At 42.9% G+C, this 20,782-nt stretch carries 19 protein-coding genes and 1 other RNA gene; 16 read left to right on the top strand and 4 right to left on the bottom strand.

Translation table 11 applies throughout. The features are described from left to right. Positions 1-186: 186 nt before the first annotated feature. From rpoN to eno, 8 genes are all read left to right on the top strand, one after another. Positions 187-1,524, top strand: a complete 1,338-nt coding sequence (gene rpoN, locus ACFVS1_RS18900) for an RNA polymerase factor sigma-54 (protein ID WP_387549715.1) — start codon at positions 187-189, stop codon at positions 1,522-1,524. A 5-nt stretch (positions 1,525-1,529) separates the two neighbouring features. Next, the gene (locus ACFVS1_RS18895) at positions 1,530-1,781 is read left to right on the top strand and encodes a glutaredoxin family protein (protein ID WP_137023278.1); all 252 of its coding nucleotides are present in this window, start codon (positions 1,530-1,532) and stop codon (positions 1,779-1,781) included. A gap of 139 nt (positions 1,782-1,920) precedes the next feature. Then, positions 1,921-2,955 (top strand): sugar-binding transcriptional regulator, encoded by a 1,035-nt coding sequence (locus ACFVS1_RS18890; RefSeq protein WP_352923894.1) that lies wholly within the window; start codon positions 1,921-1,923, stop codon positions 2,953-2,955. A 32-nt stretch (positions 2,956-2,987) separates the two neighbouring features. Next, a complete protein-coding gene (gap, locus tag ACFVS1_RS18885) occupies positions 2,988-3,995 on the top strand; it encodes a type I glyceraldehyde-3-phosphate dehydrogenase (protein WP_352923892.1) in 1,008 nt (335 codons plus the stop codon). Positions 3,996-4,242: 247 nt separating this feature from the next. Further along, entirely contained in the window at positions 4,243-5,427 is a 1,185-nt protein-coding gene (locus tag ACFVS1_RS18880) for a phosphoglycerate kinase (RefSeq protein WP_387549712.1), read from the top strand. Between the two features lie 45 nt (positions 5,428-5,472). Beyond that, a complete protein-coding gene (tpiA, locus tag ACFVS1_RS18875; protein WP_387549710.1) occupies positions 5,473-6,234 on the top strand; it encodes a triose-phosphate isomerase in 762 nt (253 codons plus the stop codon). Further along, the gene (gene gpmI / locus ACFVS1_RS18870; protein WP_352923889.1) at positions 6,227-7,762 is read left to right on the top strand and encodes a 2,3-bisphosphoglycerate-independent phosphoglycerate mutase; all 1,536 of its coding nucleotides are present in this window, start codon (positions 6,227-6,229) and stop codon (positions 7,760-7,762) included. The genes tpiA and gpmI overlap by 8 nt, the downstream gene beginning before the upstream one ends. A 30-nt stretch (positions 7,763-7,792) precedes the next feature. Further along, positions 7,793-9,088 carry a phosphopyruvate hydratase gene (eno, locus tag ACFVS1_RS18865; RefSeq protein WP_352923888.1) on the top strand — a complete coding sequence of 432 codons (1,296 nt, stop codon included), beginning with the start codon at positions 7,793-7,795 and terminating at the stop codon, positions 9,086-9,088. 342 nt (positions 9,089-9,430) lie between these two features. Here eno and ACFVS1_RS18860 read toward each other — a convergent pair whose 3' ends face one another. After that, positions 9,431-10,255, bottom strand: a complete 825-nt coding sequence (locus ACFVS1_RS18860; protein WP_352923886.1) for a M15 family metallopeptidase — start codon at positions 10,253-10,255, stop codon at positions 9,431-9,433. 56 nt (positions 10,256-10,311) lie between these two features. Further along, entirely contained in the window at positions 10,312-10,854 is a 543-nt protein-coding gene (locus ACFVS1_RS18855; protein ID WP_387549708.1) for a hypothetical protein, read from the bottom strand. 177 nt (positions 10,855-11,031) lie between these two features. Here ACFVS1_RS18855 and secG point away from each other — a divergent pair, with 177 nt between their 5' ends. The 5 genes from secG (at position 11,032) to ssrA (ending at position 15,559) form a co-directional block, all read left to right on the top strand. After that, positions 11,032-11,265: a preprotein translocase subunit SecG gene (secG, locus tag ACFVS1_RS18850; RefSeq protein WP_034309999.1), complete on the top strand. Its 234-nt coding sequence runs from the start codon at positions 11,032-11,034 to the stop codon at positions 11,263-11,265. Between the two features lie 139 nt (positions 11,266-11,404). After that, positions 11,405-12,151: an alpha/beta hydrolase gene (locus tag ACFVS1_RS18845; protein ID WP_352923883.1), complete on the top strand. Its 747-nt coding sequence runs from the start codon at positions 11,405-11,407 to the stop codon at positions 12,149-12,151. A 30-nt stretch (positions 12,152-12,181) separates the two neighbouring features. Then, on the top strand, positions 12,182-14,539 hold the full coding sequence (rnr, locus tag ACFVS1_RS18840; protein ID WP_387549705.1) for a ribonuclease R: 2,358 nt from the start codon (positions 12,182-12,184) through the stop codon (positions 14,537-14,539). A gap of 67 nt (positions 14,540-14,606) precedes the next feature. Beyond that, a complete protein-coding gene (gene smpB / locus ACFVS1_RS18835; RefSeq protein ID WP_101223703.1) occupies positions 14,607-15,074 on the top strand; it encodes an SsrA-binding protein SmpB in 468 nt (155 codons plus the stop codon). Between the two features lie 123 nt (positions 15,075-15,197). Next, positions 15,198-15,559: a transfer-messenger RNA gene (gene ssrA / locus ACFVS1_RS18830) on the top strand. Positions 15,560-15,725: 166 nt separating this feature from the next. Here the strand turns inward: ssrA and ACFVS1_RS18825 are convergent. Together ACFVS1_RS18825 and ACFVS1_RS18820 are read right to left on the bottom strand one after the other, a co-directional pair. Beyond that, entirely contained in the window at positions 15,726-15,872 is a 147-nt protein-coding gene (locus ACFVS1_RS18825) for a hypothetical protein (protein WP_387550152.1), read from the bottom strand. 111 nt (positions 15,873-15,983) lie between these two features. Then, complete coding sequence (locus ACFVS1_RS18820; protein ID WP_387549702.1) at positions 15,984-17,138, bottom strand: DUF2515 family protein; 1,155 nt, start codon at positions 17,136-17,138, stop codon at positions 15,984-15,986. Between the two features lie 99 nt (positions 17,139-17,237). On the opposite strand from ACFVS1_RS18820, the gene shc reads away from it, so the two are divergent. From shc to ACFVS1_RS18805, 3 genes are all read left to right on the top strand, one after another. Next, positions 17,238-19,106: a squalene--hopene cyclase gene (gene shc, locus ACFVS1_RS18815; protein WP_387549700.1), complete on the top strand. Its 1,869-nt coding sequence runs from the start codon at positions 17,238-17,240 to the stop codon at positions 19,104-19,106. A gap of 99 nt (positions 19,107-19,205) precedes the next feature. Continuing rightward, positions 19,206-19,751, top strand: coding sequence for an HXXEE domain-containing protein (locus tag ACFVS1_RS18810; RefSeq protein WP_387549698.1), 546 nt, complete (start codon positions 19,206-19,208; stop codon positions 19,749-19,751). 33 nt (positions 19,752-19,784) lie between these two features. Further along, a complete protein-coding gene (locus ACFVS1_RS18805) occupies positions 19,785-20,687 on the top strand; it encodes a TIGR01777 family oxidoreductase (protein ID WP_352923875.1) in 903 nt (300 codons plus the stop codon). Positions 20,688-20,782 lie beyond the last annotated feature (95 nt).

The following is a 20,782-nucleotide window of genomic DNA, read 5'->3' as shown; positions in this document are numbered from 1 at the left end:
GAAAATATTCGCACACACTATTGAAAAATGGTGATTTTTCAATAAAAGTGGTTGTTTAATTTGCGTTTCTAACATATAGTATTTAAAACAAATAAACTATTCAGAAAAAAACGTAAGCGTTTTCATGGGTTTTTGTGTAGAATTTTCTCCTAATAATGTAAAATGGAGTGGGGGAGGGATGAATCGATGAGTATGAATATGAAAGCAGGACTTTTTCAACAGCAAACATTAAAGATGGCAATGACGCAGGAGCTTATGCAAGCTATTACACTGCTGCAATACTCCTCGCAGGAGCTATCGGCTTTTTTAGAAAATAAAATGGTGGAAAATCCATTACTGTCCATAGATCAGCCAACATCGGCTTTATTTCAGCCAACTTTTGACCGGAAAAAGGGGAAACGGACTCTTAAGAATACGTATGATGCAAACTATTGGATTGAACAGATCAGTGAAGATACTATATCGCTTGAACAGCATATCATGTCCCAGGTGAATCACCAGCAGCTTACCGGTGAGCAGCAGAAGGCGTTGCTGTTATTAATTCATAACCTTGATGAAAACGGTTACTTAAGGACTGAGCTGGATGATATATGTATCACGGGAATATCTCCGATCGTTTTGGAAGAAAGCCTCTCAATTTTACAGGAACTCGAACCGCATGGAATTGGAGCGAGAAATCTTCAAGAGTGCCTTTTGCTTCAGGTGCAAGCAGAAGGGGTGAATCTGCTGGCGGAATCGATCATGGAAAACCATTTCCTCGATTTTGCTGAAAAGCGCTGGAAAGACCTAAGTAAGAAAATCGGTGTTACAATGAAGGAGATTCAAGAAGTATTTGATTATGTCCAGACATTGAACCCGCGACCGGCTTCACTCTTTTTTCAGGAAAAACCTTCTTATATAGTGCCGGATGTGGTCGTGGAAGTTCGGGATGGCATGCTGCTTGTCGGGAATTATGATGGTAACACGCCTAATCTTAATGTGGATAAAGGGTATTTAAACCGTATGAAGAGCCATAAGGATCAGGGGGTTCAACGGTTTATCCAGGATAAGTGGCAGGAATACCAATGGATTTCCAGAGGGATCCAACAGAGGAAAGAAACGATATTGAAGGTCATTCAGTGCATCGTCGATAAACAGCCGGCGTGCTTTCATCATGGCCTGAACTATTTGAAACCGATGACGATGAAGGAAATCGCCGATGAACTTGGAATACATGAGTCCACAGTAAGCCGGGCGGTAAAAGGGAAATACGTGCAAACACCATTTGGCACGATAGAGATGCGGATATTTTTCACTACTTCTTTACAGTCAGTCGGCCTTGATGAGGATATGTCGGGCATGCAGGCAAAAAAGAGCCTGCAGGCAGCCATCAATGGGGAAAATAAACAAAAGCCGCTTTCGGATCAGGATCTGGCAGAACGGTTGAAAGAAGAGCATGGAATTATCCTGGCACGCCGAACCGTTGCCAAATACCGCGAACAATTAGGTATCCCTTCTTCATCTAAACGAAAAAGATATGATTGAAAAGGATGAGTGGTTTGGAATCAAATGCGTTTGTTTTATATAGTAGGGATAAATGCCCGTTATGCGATAAAGCCAAGCAGGTGCTTGAAGAAGTGAAAGAGGAATCAGGCATAGGCTATAAAGAAATCGATATCCATACCGATGATGATTTGCTTGAGAAATTCGGGCTGATGATTCCTGTCGTAGAATGGAAAGATGATATCGTTCAATTCGGGAATGTTGATAAATCAGCTCTAAATCGCCTTTTGGAAAAATAATTTTTCAAATCATTTGAAGAAACATTCCGTTCCTGCTAGAATAAAATATGTAGCAGGAATATTTTTTTGTTTTAAGTGGGACAGAAAATGACTACGCGGGACATTAGGTGTCCAACTTAACTTTTTAGGAGTTTTAAATATGCGTACATTACTCGAGGTACAAAGAAAATTATTACCGGATTTCCTTATGGTTATGCAAAAAAGATATGATATCCTGCGTTATATCAAAATGATGCAGCCGGTTGGAAGGCGCAGTCTGTCCGTGAGCCTTAATTTGACAGAGCGGACGCTTAGAGGCGAGGTTGATTTTCTGAAAAGTCAGAACCTGGTTAACATATTCACCTCTGGCATGACGCTGACCGATGAAGGGATTGAAATCCTGGATAAGTTAGAAGGAATAATGCGTGAAGTAATGGGTATAGACATAATGGAACGGCAATTGCAGGATTTATTGCAAGTGGATGAGGTCATTATTGTCTCAGGAAATTGTGATGAGACCCCATGGGTGAAAAAAGAATTGGGTAAAGCTTGTGCAATCCGTATGAAACGGGAATGGAACTCAAAGAATATCATTGCAGTTACTGGCGGATCGACAATGGCCGAAGTGGCTGATTCGCTGTCACCTGATGAAGCGTCGAAGAAATTGACATTTGTCCCGGCCCGCGGGGGGATTGGTGAAGCAGTGCAGAATCAGGCCAATACGATTGTTGAAAAAATGGCCCAGAAGGCACAGGCCTCATACAGAGTGTTATATGTACCCGATCAATTAAGCGGTGAGGTTTATGCTTCATTTCAGAAGGAACCTGCAATTAAAGAAGTGATTTCCCAAATCAAATCTGCGGATATGATCATTCATGGAATTGGTGATGCCATGGCAATGGCAGAAAGAAGAAATTCTTCGCCAGAAATGTTAAAGAAGCTGTTAGATGGAAATGCTGTAGGAGAGGCATTCGGTTATTATTACGATGAAAACGGCAAAGTTGTTCATAAAGTTTTGACAGTCGGCATCCAGTTAGATGATCTTAGCCCTGAAAAGCGAGTGATAACTGTGGCAGGTGGTAAAACTAAAGCAAAGGCTATCCGTTCCTACATGAAAGGCGCACCTTCATCAACCGTTTTAATCACGGATGAAGCGGCGGCACAAGAGTTAATTCAGGGGAATTACACCCCTTAATATATTTGCGAACTTAAAAGGAGGAATTTTTCATGGCAGTAAAAGTTGGTATTAATGGTTTTGGACGTATTGGACGTAATGTATTTCGTGCAGCATTGAGTAATCCTGAGGTAGAGATTGTTGCTATTAACGACTTAACGGATGCTAATATGTTAGCGCACCTTCTTCAATACGATACAATTCATGGATCTCTTAATGAAAAAGTAACAGTTGATGGAGATTACCTTGTTGTTGATGGTCATAAAGTCAAAGTCTTGGCTGAACGCGACCCTGCACAATTAGCATGGGGTGAGCTAGGAGTAGAAGTAGTAGTAGAATCTACAGGACGTTTCACGAAACGTGCAGATGCAGCTAAGCATTTAGAAGCTGGAGCGAAAAAAGTAATCATCTCTGCTCCTGCATCTGATGAAGATATCACAATCGTCATGGGTGTTAACGAAGACAAATATGATGCAGCTAACCACCATGTAATCTCCAATGCTTCATGTACAACGAACTGTTTAGCTCCATTTGCTAAAGTGCTACATGAACAATTCGGAATCAAACGCGGAATGATGACTACTGTTCACTCTTATACAAATGATCAGCAAATCCTTGATTTGCCACATAAAGATTACCGCCGTGCACGTGCAGCTGCCGAGAATATCATTCCTACAACAACTGGGGCAGCAAAAGCTGTAGCACTTGTTCTTCCTGAACTTAAAGGGAAATTGAATGGTATGGCAATGCGCGTACCTACTCCAAACGTATCTGTTGTGGACCTTGTTGCAGAACTTGAAAAAGACACAACAGTTGAGGAAGTTAATGCAGCATTCAAAAAGGCTTCTGAAGGCGAATTAAAAGGAATTCTTGAGTACAGCGAACTTCCGCTAGTATCAACTGACTATAACGGTAACCCATCATCATCTACAATTGATGCCCTTTCCACAATGGTAATGGAAGGAAACATGGTTAAAGTATTATCTTGGTATGATAATGAAACAGGATACTCTAGCCGTGTGGTTGATTTAATCGACTATTTGGCTAAAAAAGGATTGTAATTAGAATAATAAAAAAACCTCACCAAGGTGAGGTTTTTTTTATCACACCTCTAAAAAAACTTGGCAGAAGATGATATTATTAGTAAGTCATTAATCAGTCAAGCGTTTACATTTCTTGTTTTTGGATAATTTCCTGGAAACCGACTATAATGAAAAAGAGAAAAGGGGAGTTGGGAAATTTACCCTCTCCCTTTTTGACTAAAGAAATCAAAAATATGATAACAATATCTAAGGAGGTTCTTGGATTATGAATAAAAAGTCGATTAGAGATATTGAATTAAAGGGGAAACGCGTATTTTGCCGTGTTGATTTCAATGTGCCGATGCAAGACGGAAAGATTTCGGATGATACGAGAATCAAAGCTGCACTGCCGACGATTTCCTATCTGATAGAACAAGGCGCTAAAGTCATCTTAGCCAGCCACCTTGGCCGTCCTAAAGGACAAGTCGTAGAAGAATTGCGTCTAGCACCTGTTGCGGAAAGACTAAGCGAACTTAGTGGCAAGGATGTGCAAAAGGCAGAAGAAGCTTACGGCGAGACCGTTCAATCAATCATTGATAACATGCAAGATGGCGAGATCCTGTTGTTGGAAAATGTTCGTTTCTATCCAGGAGAAGAGAAGAACGATCAAGAATTGGCGAAGTCATTTGCTGCACTGGCTGATGTTTATGTTAACGATGCATTCGGAGCTGCGCATCGTGCACATGCTTCAACTGAAGGAATAGCGCACCATCTCCCAGCCGTCGCCGGATTGCTGATGGAAAAAGAGCTTTCAGTACTTGGAAAAGCCCTATCCAACCCAGAACGTCCTTTTACAGCTATAATTGGCGGAGCAAAAGTAAAGGATAAGATAGGCGTTATCGAAAACCTTTTAGAAAAAGTCGATCACTTGATCATTGGTGGCGGATTGGGTTATACATTCATTAAAGCGCAAGGTCATGAAATCGGTAATTCTTTATTGGAAGAAGACAAAATTGAATTGGCCAAATCTTTCATTGAAAGTGCAAAAGAAAAAGGCGTAAAGCTTCATTTGCCTATCGATGCAGTCGTAACGGCTGAGTTTTCACCTGATGCAGAGACAGCGAATGTCGATATCGATGCTATTCCAAATGATAAAATGGCTCTTGATATCGGTCCAAAAACAAGTGAGTTATTTGCGGATGTAATCAAAAGTTCCAAACTTGTCATATGGAATGGACCAATGGGTGTATTCGAGTTCGATAAATTTGCGAATGGAACGAAAACCGTTGCTAGAGCCTTGGCGGAAGCAAAAGATACGTACAGCATTGTAGGCGGAGGGGATTCAGCCGCAGCTGCAGAAAAGTTTGGCTTGGCGGAAAAGATGTCCCATATTTCAACTGGCGGCGGTGCATCTCTTGAGTTCATGGAAGGCAAAGAGTTGCCTGGCGTTGTGGCCTTGAACGATAAATAAGACTGACCGTTACATATTTCAACTTTAGAAGGGATGAGAAACCAAATGCGTAAACCGATTATTGCAGGAAACTGGAAAATGAATAAAACTTTATCTGAAGCTACTGCCTTTTTAGAAGAAGTGAGCAATTTGATTCCGAAGCAAGATGTAATCGATACGGTTGTATGTGCTCCAGCTTTATTTTTAGATCAACTGGTTCAAGCAGCAAAAGGAACCGATGTGAAAATCGGGGCGCAGAACATGCACTTTGAAGAAAGCGGTGCTTTTACAGGAGAAATCAGCCCAATCGCATTGGCTGATCTTGGTGTATCCTACGTCATACTTGGTCATTCCGAACGCCGGGAAATGTTCAACGAAACGGATGAAGCTGTTAATAAAAAAGCTCATGCCGCTTTTGCCCACGGATTGACCCCGATCGTTTGCTGTGGTGAAACACTTGAGCAAAGGGAAGCTGGCGAAACGAATGATTTCGTAGGCAGCCAGATTGAAAAAGGCCTTGCAGGATTATCTTACGATCAATTGAAACAAGCCGTTATTGCTTATGAGCCGATTTGGGCGATTGGAACAGGAAAATCGTCATCTGCTCAAGATGCAAATGAAGTTTGTGCGCATATCCGCTCGGTTGTTGCAGACAAATTTTCAAATGAAGCAGCTGCAGCCATCCGCATTCAATATGGTGGCAGTGTAAAACCTGAGAATATTAAAGAGTACATGGCACAACCTGATATAGACGGTGCGTTGGTTGGCGGTGCAAGCCTGAAACCCGATTCATTTTTACAATTGCTGGAGGCTGGTCACTATGAGTAAGTCGCCTGTGGCACTTATCATCTTAGACGGTTTTGGCTGCCGTAACGAGGAAAAGGGGAATGCTGTTTTTCATGCGAAAAAACCGAACTTTGACCGTTTTTGGGAACAGTATCCGCATTCCCATTTAACTGCAAGCGGGGAAGCGGTAGGCTTGCCTGCCGGTCAAATGGGGAACTCGGAAGTGGGCCATTTGAATATCGGGGCAGGACGGATCGTTTATCAAAGTCTGACCCGTGTGAACCTGGCCATCCGTGAAGGCGAGTTTGCCCAAAACCCAACATTGGTCGATGCCATGAGCCATGCCAAGGAAAAAGGCACGGACCTTCATCTTTTCGGTCTTCTTTCAGATGGCGGCGTGCACAGTCATATTGATCATATGTATGCCCTGCTGAAATTGGCCGCTAAAGAAGGAGTTAAAAATGTATATGTACATGCATTTTTAGATGGCCGTGATGTCGGACCGAAAACGGCGCAAGGTTATATTAAGGAAGCGGAAGCGAAAATGAAGGAAATCGGTGTGGGTCAGTTTGCGACCATATCCGGAAGATATTATTCGATGGACCGTGATAAGCGCTGGGAGCGTGTGGAGAAATCCTACCGTTCGATGGTGTATGGTGATGGCCCTGCTTACTCTTCTGCGATGGAATGTGTCGAGGATTCCTACGAACATGGTATTTTTGACGAGTTCGTAATACCTTCAGTCATAACGGCGGAAGACGGTAAACCGGTTGCAACGATTAAAGATGATGATGCCGTAATCTTTTATAACTTCCGTCCAGACCGGGCGATCCAGATTTCCAATACGTTCACGAATGAGGATTTTCGCTCATTTGACCGCGGTCCTGGACATCCGAAGCATCTCCATTTTGTATGCTTGACACATTTTTCGGAAACAGTTGACGGATATGTTGCTTTTAAGCCGACAAATCTTGATAATACATTAGGGGAAGTACTTTCCCAAAACCAGCTAACCCAGCTTCGTATCGCTGAAACTGAAAAATATCCGCATGTAACATTTTTCATGAGCGGCGGACGTGAAGAAAAGTTTCCTGGTGAAGAGAGGATTTTAATTAATTCTCCGAAAGTCGCTACATATGATTTACAACCTGAAATGAGTGCTTATGAAGTGACGGATGCATTGGTGGAACAAATTGAGGCAGATCGCTTTGATGCCATTCTCTTGAATTTTGCCAATCCGGACATGGTTGGTCATTCAGGGATGCTTGAGCCTACCATTAAAGCGATTGAAACAGTGGATGAATGCCTAGGCAGGATAGTCGATTTAATCGTCTCAAAAGGCGGTACAGCAATCATTACCGCTGACCATGGGAATGCGGATGAAGTCGTAACGCTTGAAGGCAACCCCATGACAGCCCATACTACGAATCCCGTGCCTGTCATTATCACTAAAAATCAGGTAACATTAAGAACAGGTGGTATCCTAGGTGATTTAGCTCCAACGATGCTTGATTTGCTTGGAGTCGAAAAACCTGTTGAAATGACAGGGAAATCCCTATTATCTAAATAAAATTGTGAATAGGAAAAGGAGAGATTTATAATGCCGTACATCGAACATGTATATGCACGCGAAGTGCTAGATTCCCGTGGTAATCCAACAATAGAAGTAGAAATCCAAACAGAGTCCGGATACTTCGGACGTGCAATCGTACCATCAGGTGCTTCAACAGGAGAACACGAAGCGGTTGAGCTTCGTGACGGAGATAAATCTCGCTACCTGGGTAAAGGGGTACAAAAAGCAGTCGATAATGTAAATGATATCATTGCTGAAGCTGTCATCGGTTTGGATGTAACGAACCAAGCAGGCCTTGACCTTACTATGATTGAATTGGATGGCACTGAAAACAAAGGAAACTTGGGAGCTAATGCAATCCTTGGCGTATCGATGGCTGCTGCCCATGCTGCTGCGGAATTTTCAGGTTTACCATTGTATCGCTACCTTGGAGGGTTCAATGCGAAACAACTTCCGACTCCAATGATGAACATCATTAACGGCGGATCACATGCCGATAACAATGTTGACTTCCAGGAATTCATGATCCTTCCTGTAGGCGCTCCTAGCTTCAAAGAAGCAGTACGTATGGGTGCAGAAGTATTCCATGCCTTGAAATCTGTCCTTTCTGCCAAAGGCTTAAATACAGCAGTCGGCGATGAAGGCGGCTTTGCGCCAAACCTTGGTTCAAACCGTGAAGCACTTCAAGTCATCATCGAGGCAATTGAAAAAGCTGGCTACAAAGCAGGCGAAGATATCTACCTTGGCATGGACGTAGCTTCATCTGAATTCTATAACAAAGAAACAGGCAAATACGATCTTGCAGGCGAAGGCCGCAATGGCGTTACATCCGAAGAAATGGTTGCGTTCTATGAAGAGTTAGTGAATGAATTCCCAATTCTTTCAATTGAAGATGGCTTGGATGAAAATGACTGGGAAGGCCACAAACTTTTAACGGAACGCATTGGTTCTAAAGTTCAATTAGTTGGTGACGATCTTTTCGTAACGAACACGAAAAAATTGGCTGAAGGCATCGAAAAAGGCATCGGTAACTCCATCCTGATTAAAGTGAACCAAATTGGTACACTGACTGAAACGTTTGAAGCAATCGAAATGGCTAAGCGCGCAGGCTACACTGCAGTCGTTTCCCACCGTTCCGGTGAAACGGAAGATGCAACGATCGCTGACATCGCCGTTGCAACAAACGCAGGACAAATCAAAACTGGTTCCATGTCCCGTACAGACCGTATCGCTAAATACAACCAACTGCTTCGCATCGAAGACCAGCTTGGTGACTTGGCTGTTTATGCAGGCTTGAAGTCTTTCTATAACTTGAAGAAGTAATCACTGCGAAGTCAGCTTCTGACGAAAAGCGGATTGAGTGAGCACCTCCCATTCCACATTTTGAATGGGAGGTTTTTTATGTATACTTGAGGGTTGGAAAGTAAGGACGTTTGAGGCTTGTATTTAATATAGGTCAGTCCCTATTTATTAGTGAGTACATCAGGATATATAATGTGTTGTGGAGAAAATGGAACATATCTAACTATCATTAACATAATAATTACAACGTTTATTAGCTTTTAGCAGCGGTAACGCTGCTAAAGTAGCTTGGTTCAAGCCATTTAATCAAACGATTGATTAATACCATTTCAGACAAAAAAGGTGCCCATCTGGGCACCTTTTTTATTTATTCGAAACAGCTTCCACTGGTACGGCATTATAGTATTCTTCTAATGTAATCTTTGCTTCAAAGATTTCAGTTGCGGTATCGACACCAACATAGCGGATGTGCCATGGTTCGTATTTATAACCTGTGATGTTTTCCTTGCCTTCAGGGTAGCGGATGATAAATCCGTATTCATGTGCATGTTCAGCAAGCCAGGCCGCTTCATTCGTATCACCGAAGCAGTCTTGGGCAGCACATGCCCCATCATGGGTCGTGACATCAATCGCCAGTCCCGTTTCATGCTCGCTTGTCCCAGGCATTGCACTGTAGGTTTTCGCTTTTTCTTCCCCGTCCTTAGCCACATAGTTATTAAAGACCGTGATTTGTGTTTGGTGTGAGCGGTAAGCGGAAACGCCGGCAAAGTGCATATTGTCTTTTTCGGCAGCTTGGAACATTGCTTCAAGAGCCTTTCCCGCTTCTTCCCGCATCATTCTTTTATCGATTTTATCTTCAAAGATGAAGTCCACTTTTGGATAGATAAGGTCATCAGGTTTGTAATCCTCAGGCAGGCTGTATTGCTTATTGACAAGTACAGGTATGCTTTCCGGATGGGCCAACGTCTGAAGGCCATCCTGTGCGGGTTTAGACGTTTCATCAACTTCCACTTGGCGTTGGGCCGATTCTTTTGAATCATTATTCTTGTCGGTTTCTGTCTCCGTCTCCTGGGAGCTCGGTTGTTCTTCTTTTTGCTCTTTTTCATGCTCGCTGGTCAGGTCGGATGAACAGCCAGCCATCAGAATGAAAGATGATAGAGCGGTTGCTGCAAATATAGGTTTTAACATATGAAAGGCCCCTTGCTTTTAATGTAAGATTTTCCGATAAAAGTAGTTTTGAAAAATTATCGTGATAAGTAATCCCTAGTTAATTCACTTTGGTATTTATCAAGAAATAAGCCAATCCAGACGACCATCAATAAAAATGGATAATCGTTACGGATTGCGGTTTCCACGACTGGATCAGACCAAAAGCTCGAAAGGAAACCAGATGACTTCTTGACTGTCTCGAATGTGACAAGGGCGTGAAGCGATAACCAAAGAATCGTAAGAGTATTGGTTCCAAACCCAATGACCGCAGCTATGACGCTCAGCAAGGCGGCTGCTGCCCCGATCAGGAGGACATTGAAACTTGATTGGAAAAAGTCGGTACCGCTATTGGAAAGTCCATTATAAATAATAGCAGTAAAATAAACGGTTGTCGTGATATATGCAGCAAATAATAAGTATCGATTTCCGTGATACTTTGCCAGCAGCAATAAAAGCGGTGATAGGATGATTAATAGGACACTGATAAAATTGCTTCCGCCTGTCCATAAAGAATAGCCGGCAACCGCCGAGAATAGGATGGTCAGGAGATCAAGAATCCGGAGTATGGACTTAAACATGTTGACACCTCTTTCTCTATTTATGCAAATTATCTCAAACTTTGATTCAAAAAGAAAATAAATGACTATGGATTTTTAGGAATTCTTACCATCATAGTATAACAAAGATTGTGGATATTTATTGGGTGTGGTAAAGTTAAAGTAATTGTTTATTGGTTCTTCAGGAGGTGTAATTGCATGCATGCATTTCTCATAACGCTTTTAGTGATTGTCAGTATCGCCCTCATTGTGACGGTATTGCTTCAATCAGGTAAGAGTGCAGGTTTATCAGGTGCGATTGCCGGCGGTGCTGAGCAGCTATTCGGAAAGCAAAAGGCACGCGGTTTGGACCTGGTTTTACATCGTGCAACAATAGTATTGGCGATTTTATTCTTTGCTTTAACTTTACTTGTTGCATACTTTGATGTGTAAAGGATCAAAAATGAGTCTAGCTAAATAGCTAGGCTTTTTTCTTTGCACAATAGTTACATGAATAGATATAGTGATTTTAGTACTTAATTATAGGATAGGGATGTTTAAAATTCTATTTACTGATAAAGGAGCTTAGGTCATGAAAATAAAGCTGCAGCAGCCCTTTACTTTTGAAGGCGGAAAAAGAGCTGTCTTACTTTTACATGGATTTACGGGGAATTCAGCGGATGTACGGATGCTGGGGCGTTACTTGGAGAAACAGGGATACACCTGCCATGCCCCGCACTATAAAGGGCATGGCGTACCCCCAGAGGAGCTGGTGAAAACAGGTCCGGAAGATTGGTGGAAAGATGTCATGATGGCCTACGATTTCCTGAAAAGCAAAGGCCATGAAGAAATTGCTGTTGCCGGACTGTCATTAGGAGGCGTATTTTCTCTTAAATTAGGTTACACTGTACCTATAAAGGGTATCGTATCAATGTGTGCGCCTATGTATATCAAAAGTGAAGAAATGATGTTTAAAGGAGTATTGGACTACGCCAGAGAATTTAAGAAGTATGAAGGAAAAACTCAAGAGCAAATAGAGCTTGAAATGGACCTCCTTGCCGATAAACCGATGAATACATTGAAAGCCCTTCAGGAATTGATAACGGATGTACGAGAGCACGTCGACCTTATATACGCGCCGACATTTGTTGTGCAGGGTCGGCATGATGATGTTATCAATCCAAAAAGTGCCGATATTATTATGAATGCCATTGAATCACCGGTCAAAAAAATCAAGTGGTATGAAGAATCCGGTCATGTCATTACTCTTGATAAAGAAAAGGACCAGCTGCATGAAGATGTATTGGAATTTTTAGAAAGTCTGGATTGGGCCGAATAACAAAAATATACCCTGAATAGGAGGGTTTCCATGGAAGATAACATTCAAGAACATATTAATAAGCTTCTGACATACATGACGGATGAAGCGTATAAGCCGTTAACGGTACAAGAACTGGAAGAGGCTTTGAAAATCGAAGACTCGGCAGATTTCAAGAATTTCGTTAAGGCTTTAGTAAAGATGGAAGAAAAGGGATTGGTGGTCAGAACGAGGAGCAATCGTTATGGGCTGCCGCAAAAAATGAATTTGTTCCGCGGTAAATTAACAGGACACGCTAAGGGATTCGCCTTTGTCACACCTGAAGATAACCCAGGAATGGATGATATTTTCATCCCGCCGAATGAAACGGGCACAGCGATGCATGGAGATGTCGTCATGGTAAGAGTATCTTCGGAAACATCGGGCTCAAGGCAAGAAGGCACGGTCATCAGAATTCTAGAACGCGGTATTACACAAGTGGTCGGTACATACTCCGAAAGTAAAAGTTTTGGTTTCGTCATCCCTGATGATAAAAAGATCGCAAACGATATTTTCATTCCACAGCATGCTTCACATGGAGCGGTGGAGGGCCATAAGGTTGTCGTCAAGCTTACTTCTTATCCTGAAGGACGCATAAGTGCCGAAGGTGAAGTCATCGAAATTCTTGGGCATAAAAATGATCCTGGAGTAGATATTCTTTCCGTGATCCATAAATATGGTTTGCCGATGGAGTTCCCGGATGACGTCATGGAGCAGGCGAATGCCGTTTCGGATACCATTCAAGAAAGTGAAATTGGCGGCCGCAGGGATTTGCGCAATGACGTTTTGGTCACGATTGATGGAGCGGATGCAAAGGACCTGGATGATGCCGTCTCTGTTTCCAAACTTGAAAATGGCAATTATAAGCTGGGTGTCCATATTGCTGATGTCAGCCATTATGTGAAGGAAGGATCACCAATCGATAAGGAGGCATTGGAAAGAGGGACGAGCGTGTATTTGGTGGACAGGGTCATCCCGATGATCCCGCATCGTTTATCGAATGGCATTTGTTCCTTGAATCCACAAGTCGATCGTTTTACACTCTCTTGTGAAATGGAAATTACGCCGGATGGCAAAGTCGTCAACCATGAGATTTTTGAAAGTGTCATTAAGACGACGGAACGTATGACTTATGGAAATGTGAACAAAATCCTTGTTGATAAAGATGAAGAACAGCTCGAACGCTATGAAGCGTTGGTGCCAATGTTCCAGGACATGGAGAAGTTAGCGGCCATTCTTCGCAAGAACCGGATGAACCGCGGTGCGATAGACTTTGATTTCAATGAAGCGAGAGTCATCGTTGATGATGAGGGCCATCCGACTGATGTGGTTTTACGTGAAAGGTCGGTTGCCGAAAAGCTGATTGAAGAGTTCATGCTTGCGGCTAATGAAACCGTTGCTGAGCATTTCCACCGTCTTGACGTACCGTTCATTTACCGTATTCATGAAGATCCCAAGCCGGAAAAACTGCAGCGTTTCTTTGAATTCATTACGAACTTCGGATATATTGTCAGGGGATCGGCCAATGACGTTCATCCTAAGGCGTTACAGGAAATCATTGAGGCGGTTGCCGGTAAACCGGAAGAAACGGTCATATCCACCGTCATGCTTCGTTCCATGCAACAGGCGAAATATGATCCGGAGAGCTTAGGCCACTTTGGTTTATCTGCTGAGTTTTATACACATTTCACATCGCCGATTCGCCGTTACCCGGATTTGATCGTGCACAGGTTGATCAGGACCTACTTGGTGGAAGGTAAACTGGATGAAGCTACGAAGGAGAAATGGAATGCCATCTTACCTGAGATAGCCGACCATACATCGAAACGTGAACGTCGCTCAGTCGATGCTGAACGGGAAACGGATGATCTGAAGAAAGCGGAATATATGCTGGATAAAATCGGCGAAGAATATACCGGGATCATTGGTTCAGTCACGAATTTCGGGATGTTCGTCGAGCTGCCGAACACCATTGAAGGACTTGTCCATGTCAGCTTCATGACGGATGATTATTACCGCTTCGATGAGCGTCAGCTTGCAATGATCGGGGAACGTACCGGTAATGTGTTCCGGATTGGCGATGAGATCGACGTACGTGTTTCCAACGTCAATAAAGAGGAACGCGCCATCGATTTTGAAATTATCGGCATGAAGGTAAGCCGTCCGCGTCCATCTGGCGAGAAGAAAATATTCAAAGCCAATTCAGGTGAACGTAAACGCGGCCGTGGCGGCAATGGAGGACGTAATGAAGGTAAAGGCGGCGGCCGTAATGGAGATTCGCCTTCTACTGGGAGAAAACCGAAAAAGAAGAAAAAATTCTTTGAAAATGCGCCAGCTGCCAAGCGCAAGAGAAAACCAAAAAAGAGATAAAGATTGAGGCAGGGGGATGATTCTTTCATCCTCTTGCCGCGATTGGATGTAAAAAGGGGAGAGTTAGATGCCAAAAGGCTCAGGTAAACAACTAGCACAAAATAAAAAAGCGTATCATGATTTCTTTATTGAACAAACGTTTGAAGCAGGAATCGTTTTGAAGGGGACCGAAATCAAGGCCATCCGTGCGGCCCGGGTGAATTTGAAGGATGCCTTCGCTAAAATAGAAAATGGAGAAATCTATCTTTATAATATGCATGTCAGCCCTTATGAGCAGGGAAACCAGTTTAACCATGACCCGTTGCGGACACGGAAGCTTCTTTTGCATAAGAAAGAAATCAGTAAACTGATCGGTGTAACAAAGGAAACAGGTTACACGATCGTACCTTTGAAAATGTATTTGAAAAATGGCTTTGCCAAGGTTTTGATCGGTCTGGGTAAAGGGAAGAAACAATATGACAAGCGTGAAGACCTGAAGAAGAAGGAAGCGAAGCGTGATATTGAACGTGCTTTCCGTGATCGGCAGAAGATGTAGAACTGCCAAGACCTTACAATTGATTTTTTGAACCAATCTGTTATAATTAATCTTGTACCGATGACAATTGAATATCAGCCAACTTGCTGACTATTCTTCTCTCGTACGCTCCATTTCTATCATGGGGACGTTACGGATTCGACAGGGATAGTTCGAGCTTAAGTTGCGAGTCGAGGGGATCGGCCTCGTTAAAACGTCAACGCCTATAACTGGCAAACAAAACAACAACCTAGCTTTCGCTGCTTAATAACAGTCGATAGCTGTTCCTCCCTCCATGGCCCACGTGGTAGGGTAAGGGACTCACTCTAAGTGGGATACGCCGGAATCCACCGTCTGAGGATGAAGGAAGAGACCAATCAGACTAGCTGCTCTGCCGCCTGTCGATAGGCTAATGAGTTTGCGAAATGCGAATATATCGACTACACTCGTAGAAGCTTAAGTGCCGTTATGTCTGGACGTGGGTTCGACTCCCACCGTCTCCACCAATACATATATTGGTGGTTTTTTATTTGTGTGACTTGAAGCATAAAATTGTCATCATAACATCTTTATGCTTTATAAATTTGTTTATAAGTTAAAAAAGTAGATCTAGTCCAAATATTACACAGAGCCCCCGACAACTTCTATTGGAGTTGTCGGGGGCTCTTAAGTCTACAAGAATGTTGTTTCATTTATAATTTGAACTGCTGTATAACGGAAACGATCACTTAAATCGAAGTAACCGAGATTATGCAAACCTTTTTCAACGATTTCAAGACAAATGGTACCGTATGTTTTATCATTGTTCTTTCCTGACACTCTCCCCTTTCTGTTATGACACAATCAACAATTCGAGGAATAAAAGTCAAAATGAAAGGAGCGACCAATGCAATATATAGAACAGCCGTCAAAATCACCGCACGTTGATGGTTATTCCTCTTCCCGTAACAGAAGGGCTTCCTTTCCCATGACCGCAAGCTCAATTATTTCAAGCGTTTTGCAATAATTCCCGAATACATCTCCATTCACATCGACTTCCTTATGAATATAGTCCAGAACATGCCAATCCTCAAACCAGTCGCCGCTTTCCGCATCTTCATGAGAAGTATTCGGCCAGGCGTATTTTAACAGTGGACTGTACAACCGGTCGGCGGCGCCTTTTCTCAACTTACAATTCTTGACCCGAGGTTTATAAAGGGAACGGGGGAAAAATTCGTTTACATCATTAAATAAATCAGGCCAATAATCTTTTCGTGAACCCGTATGGGGATGAGCGTTTGCCCATTTCAAAATGCCCGCTGAAATATTTGTACGCTGAAAAAGAAGGGAATACAATCTTTTTCCCAATAAAATTCGTTCGTGAAGCGAAGTGAAATGGCGCGAGGTAGCGCCGGCAAGTAAGGCTCGTTGCCTATTTTCCTCTGCACAGTATGGAAAAAGAATGTGATTGAAACGCAAAAAATCATACAACTTGAAGCTGGCCGTACCGGTTACGGTTTTTTTAAAATGATCATTTTGGATCACTCTTTTTTCCAAATAACTTTGTTCATTTATTATAGTCGCAATCGCAAGAGTGTAGGAATCCCCACTGTTCCAAAAATAACGCCACATCGTTTCCATAAAGGTAGAAATGTGAAAAAAGTGTAAAAGGTGGAACATTTCCTGGTTGGCTTTCACACTTAGGTCATAAATCAAACACTGGGGATACACATCCTGAAAAATCAACCAGCTGCCGCGTTCCAAAAAAGAATAAATCGCCTTCTGATCTCTTTCTGGCAGAAGTTTTGTCAGCAAATCCCCTTTTAAATCGGTCATGTTCCAGCCAACGTTCCTAGATACCATATGTCCAAGAAAGGCCCAATGGATTTCTGGATGCTCAAGATAAAAATTATAATAAGCGCGAGTCCGTGTAACATTGTTTTGATTATGTTGTTTTGTCTGTTCTCTTATATAGTGAATGTGTTGTTTATCGATTTCGGATAAAAAGGGCAGGAGGCCGGAAGATTTACTTTTTAATTTTTTTTTCAAATCCTTCTTTACATCCGAATAGGAATCAAGCAAAAATACATCATCCCTTATCAACATTTCATTTTAACTGCGTTCGATTCTCCCATTAAAGAAATGCATATTCATATTGCTAGAGGAATATGAATACAACGTGAGTATTCGAAAGAGGGGGGTAACATGGGACATCGGGTAAATGAGGAAATGAACCGAATCGTCGATCAGTTCATTAGGGACCAATCAGATGACGGGTCCTGGCAATATCCTTTTGAGACCGGCATCGGAACAGACTGTCACATGATTATCTTATTGCGGACATTGGAGATAAATGATGAGGCGTTTATAAAAGAACTGGTGGAACGTATTGCAGGGAAACAGCAGAAAGATGGTTCATGGGGTTTGTTTTATGATGAAGGAAAAGGGAACCTTACGTCCACTGTGGAAGCTTATTATGCCCTTCTTTACTCCGGTTACCGGGATCGGGATGACCCGGATATCCAGGCAGCCAGGCGGTTTATCCTTGCCAACGGAGGGGCTACAGAAGTCCATATGCTTTTTAAAGTCCTGTTGGCTTTAACCGGACAGTGCGAGTGGCCGCCTTTCCCCATTAAGATTGAAGTGCTGCTTATACCGGACTCCTTTCCAATTAATCTTTTTGACTTCTCCATGTTTGGCAGAACGAACATCATCCCGTTACTGATTCTGGCCAATTTGGGTTTTAGCAGGAGAACACTGCGGTCTCCTGATCTCTCTGATTTGTATCTCAAAAAAGAAAATCGGTTTTTTACAGAAGATCCGGAATTCCGCTCGGTTTTCGATTCGATTCAAAAAGGGATAGAAGGCCTGAAAGACTACCCCGGAAATCTTCGCGAGTTAGCTTTAAATCGCGCCGAACAATATATGCTGGATAGAATAGAACCGGATGGCACCTTATGTAATTATTTCGGTTCAACTTCTATGATGATTTTTGCCTTATTGGCGAGGGGATATTCGAATACACATCCGGTGATTACTCGTGCCTTGCAAGGCTTAAATGCGATGACCTGCCGGATTGATGGAGAACTCCACTGCCAATATGCGACGGCTACGGTCTGGAACACGACGTTAATCAGTTATGCTCTGCAAGAATCCGGAGTCCCTTATTCATCGAATACCGTCCAGAAGGCAAACCGATATATCCTCTCCCGGCAACATGTCAAATACGGGGATTGGGTCATTCATGAACCAGACCTGTTGCCGGGAGGCTGGGGCTTTGAGGACATGAATACAATCCATCCGGATATTGACGACACAACGGCAGCACTAAGAGCGATTCGAACGTTAGCCATCGAAAGGGTGGATTGTCGACAGGCATGGGATCGGGGAATCAAATGGCTCATTTCCATGCAAAACAATGACGGTGGATGGGCGGCATTCGAAAAGAATGTAAATAAGAAAATATTGAACCTGTTACCGATCGAGGGCGGAAAAGATTTGTTGACTGATCCGTCGACGGTTGATTTAACGGGAAGGACATTAGAGTTTTTCGGGAACTATACTCATTTGGATTTTCATCATCCTATGGTGAAACGCGGGATTCGTTGGCTGTTAAAGAATCAAGAGTCGGATGGTTCTTGGGTAGGGCGCTGGGGCGTCTATATTTATGGCACATGGGCGGCTGTAACGGGAATGATTGCGGTTGGGATTTCCCCGAATCATCCTGCCATTCAGAAGGCTGTAAACTGGTTAAAGGCCATTCAAAATCAAGACGGAGGGTGGGGGGAATCCTGTAAAAGTGATATCGAAAATTGTTATGTGCCGTTGGGTGAAAGTACCCGCACCCATACAGCGTGGGCCCTTGATACACTTATCTCAGCAGCGGCAGAAGTCACACCTGACATTAAACGGGGCGCAGCTTTTTTAGTAGATGGAAAAGAAAAAGATTGGGCAAAGGCCTACCCGAAAGGAAGGGGAATGGCGGGAGCCTTTTATATCAATTATCATTGTTACGAATACGTTTTTCCGCTATTGGCCTTGGCCCATTATCAAAAATTAGCTGAAGGGAGCTAAACAGGGATTTGTGGATTCAAATAGCTTTCAAGTGACTTTTTGCATTTTTTAAAGTTTGTCCCATTCAATGAACAAAACTACACCAGCAGGAGGCAAAAGATGCTTGAAACTTTCCACCAATTTTTCGATCTTCATACAATTATTTGGTTGTGCCCAATCATTTTTATTTTCCATGACTTAGAAGAGATCATCACCATTGAATCTTCCATGAAGGCAAGTGAAAATAGGTTTCAAAAATCTTCTTTCGTCCAACTAATATTAAGTATGAGGGAAAAACTAGGTTCGACCGCTGCCCAGCTTTCTGTTTCGGCTACTTGGATTTTGTTGATTATTTCATTCACTACAGTGGTGACTGCCCATCTCACATTAAACGGAGGGGGCTTTCTTTTATATACAGCTATTCTCAACTTATTTATTCTGCAAGCGATCATGCATATTGTTCAGTCCATCTGTTTCAAAGGCTACACACCTGGCATCATAACGGCCCTATTCCTTCTCATCCCTTACTGTCTTATTGCCTATGACAGTTTGTTCGAACACCGCCTGATAGACGGGCAATTACTTTTTGCAAGTCTCCCCGTCAGCCTGCTCATGATCCCGATTTTTCTTGTTGGCAATCTTTTAGGCCGTTATTTTATTCACTAACTTATAAGAAAGCAGTAGCAGGAGGTGAGTAAATTGCATGTTGTTATAACGGGAGGAAGCGGGTTTGTAGGTCAAGCCCTGACTCACCTGTTGACTCAAAAAGGCCATCGAGTAACCATATTAACGCGTCTTCCTGATCATAAAAGAACAAGTGAATTCGTTCATTATGTCAATTGGCTTTCTGCAGATCATCAACCTGAAAACGAACTTAAGGATGTCGATGCGGTGGTCAATTTAGCCGGGGAATCAATTAATAGCGGACGGTGGATCCAAAGTAAAAAGGAGGCTATTTTGAATAGCCGTCTTACAGCCACAAAAGAGGTCATTCGAATTTTGAGACATCTTCATCCAAAGCCAAAAGTTCTTGTTAACGCTTCAGGTGTAAGTTACTACGGGATGTCAGACTTCAAAACGTTTAATGAGTCCTCCAAAAGTGATGCAAACGATTTTTTGGCCAGTGTTGTAAAGCGTTGGGAGAAAGAAGGGGCAATGGCGAAAGAATTAGGCGTTCGAACGGTCTTCGCGCGTTTCGGCATCATTCTGGGTCAAGAGGGTGCCTTTCCGCGAACGGTGCTACCGTATAAATTAGGTATTGGGGGGACAATCGGCAGTGGGATGCAATGGATTTCCTGGGTGCACATTCAAGATGCGGTTGAGATGGTGTACTTCGCCATAATTAATTCTGAAGTAGAAGGACCTTTGAATGTGACCTCGCCTCATCCAATACGCATGTCATCATTCGGACAGTCCATTGCAGACGTCCTTCACCGCCCATATTGGCTTCATGTTCCTGGGGTTGTAGTAAGAGTAGTACTTGGTGAAATGAGTCAGTTGGTATTAAAAGGGCAGCGGGTACTCCCTCAAAAAGCACTTTACCACAATTACTCCTTTCAATTTCCATACGTACAAAGTGCACTTTCTGATATTCTAGGTTAAAGATACATTGCAGCAGGCCCTCCTTAATCAGGGGTACCGTCAGAGGCGGTACCCCTATAAGGATTAGGTACAGAATTTTAAGTTGTTTTTGTCGA

It is taken from the genome of Peribacillus sp. NPDC058075 (assembly GCF_042885195.1).
In the GTDB taxonomy this organism is placed as follows: Bacteria; Bacillota; Bacilli; order Bacillales; family DSM-1321; genus Peribacillus.
The sequence above is the reverse complement of the archived record's forward strand: the minus strand, read 5'-3'. Positions and strand labels throughout refer to the sequence as shown.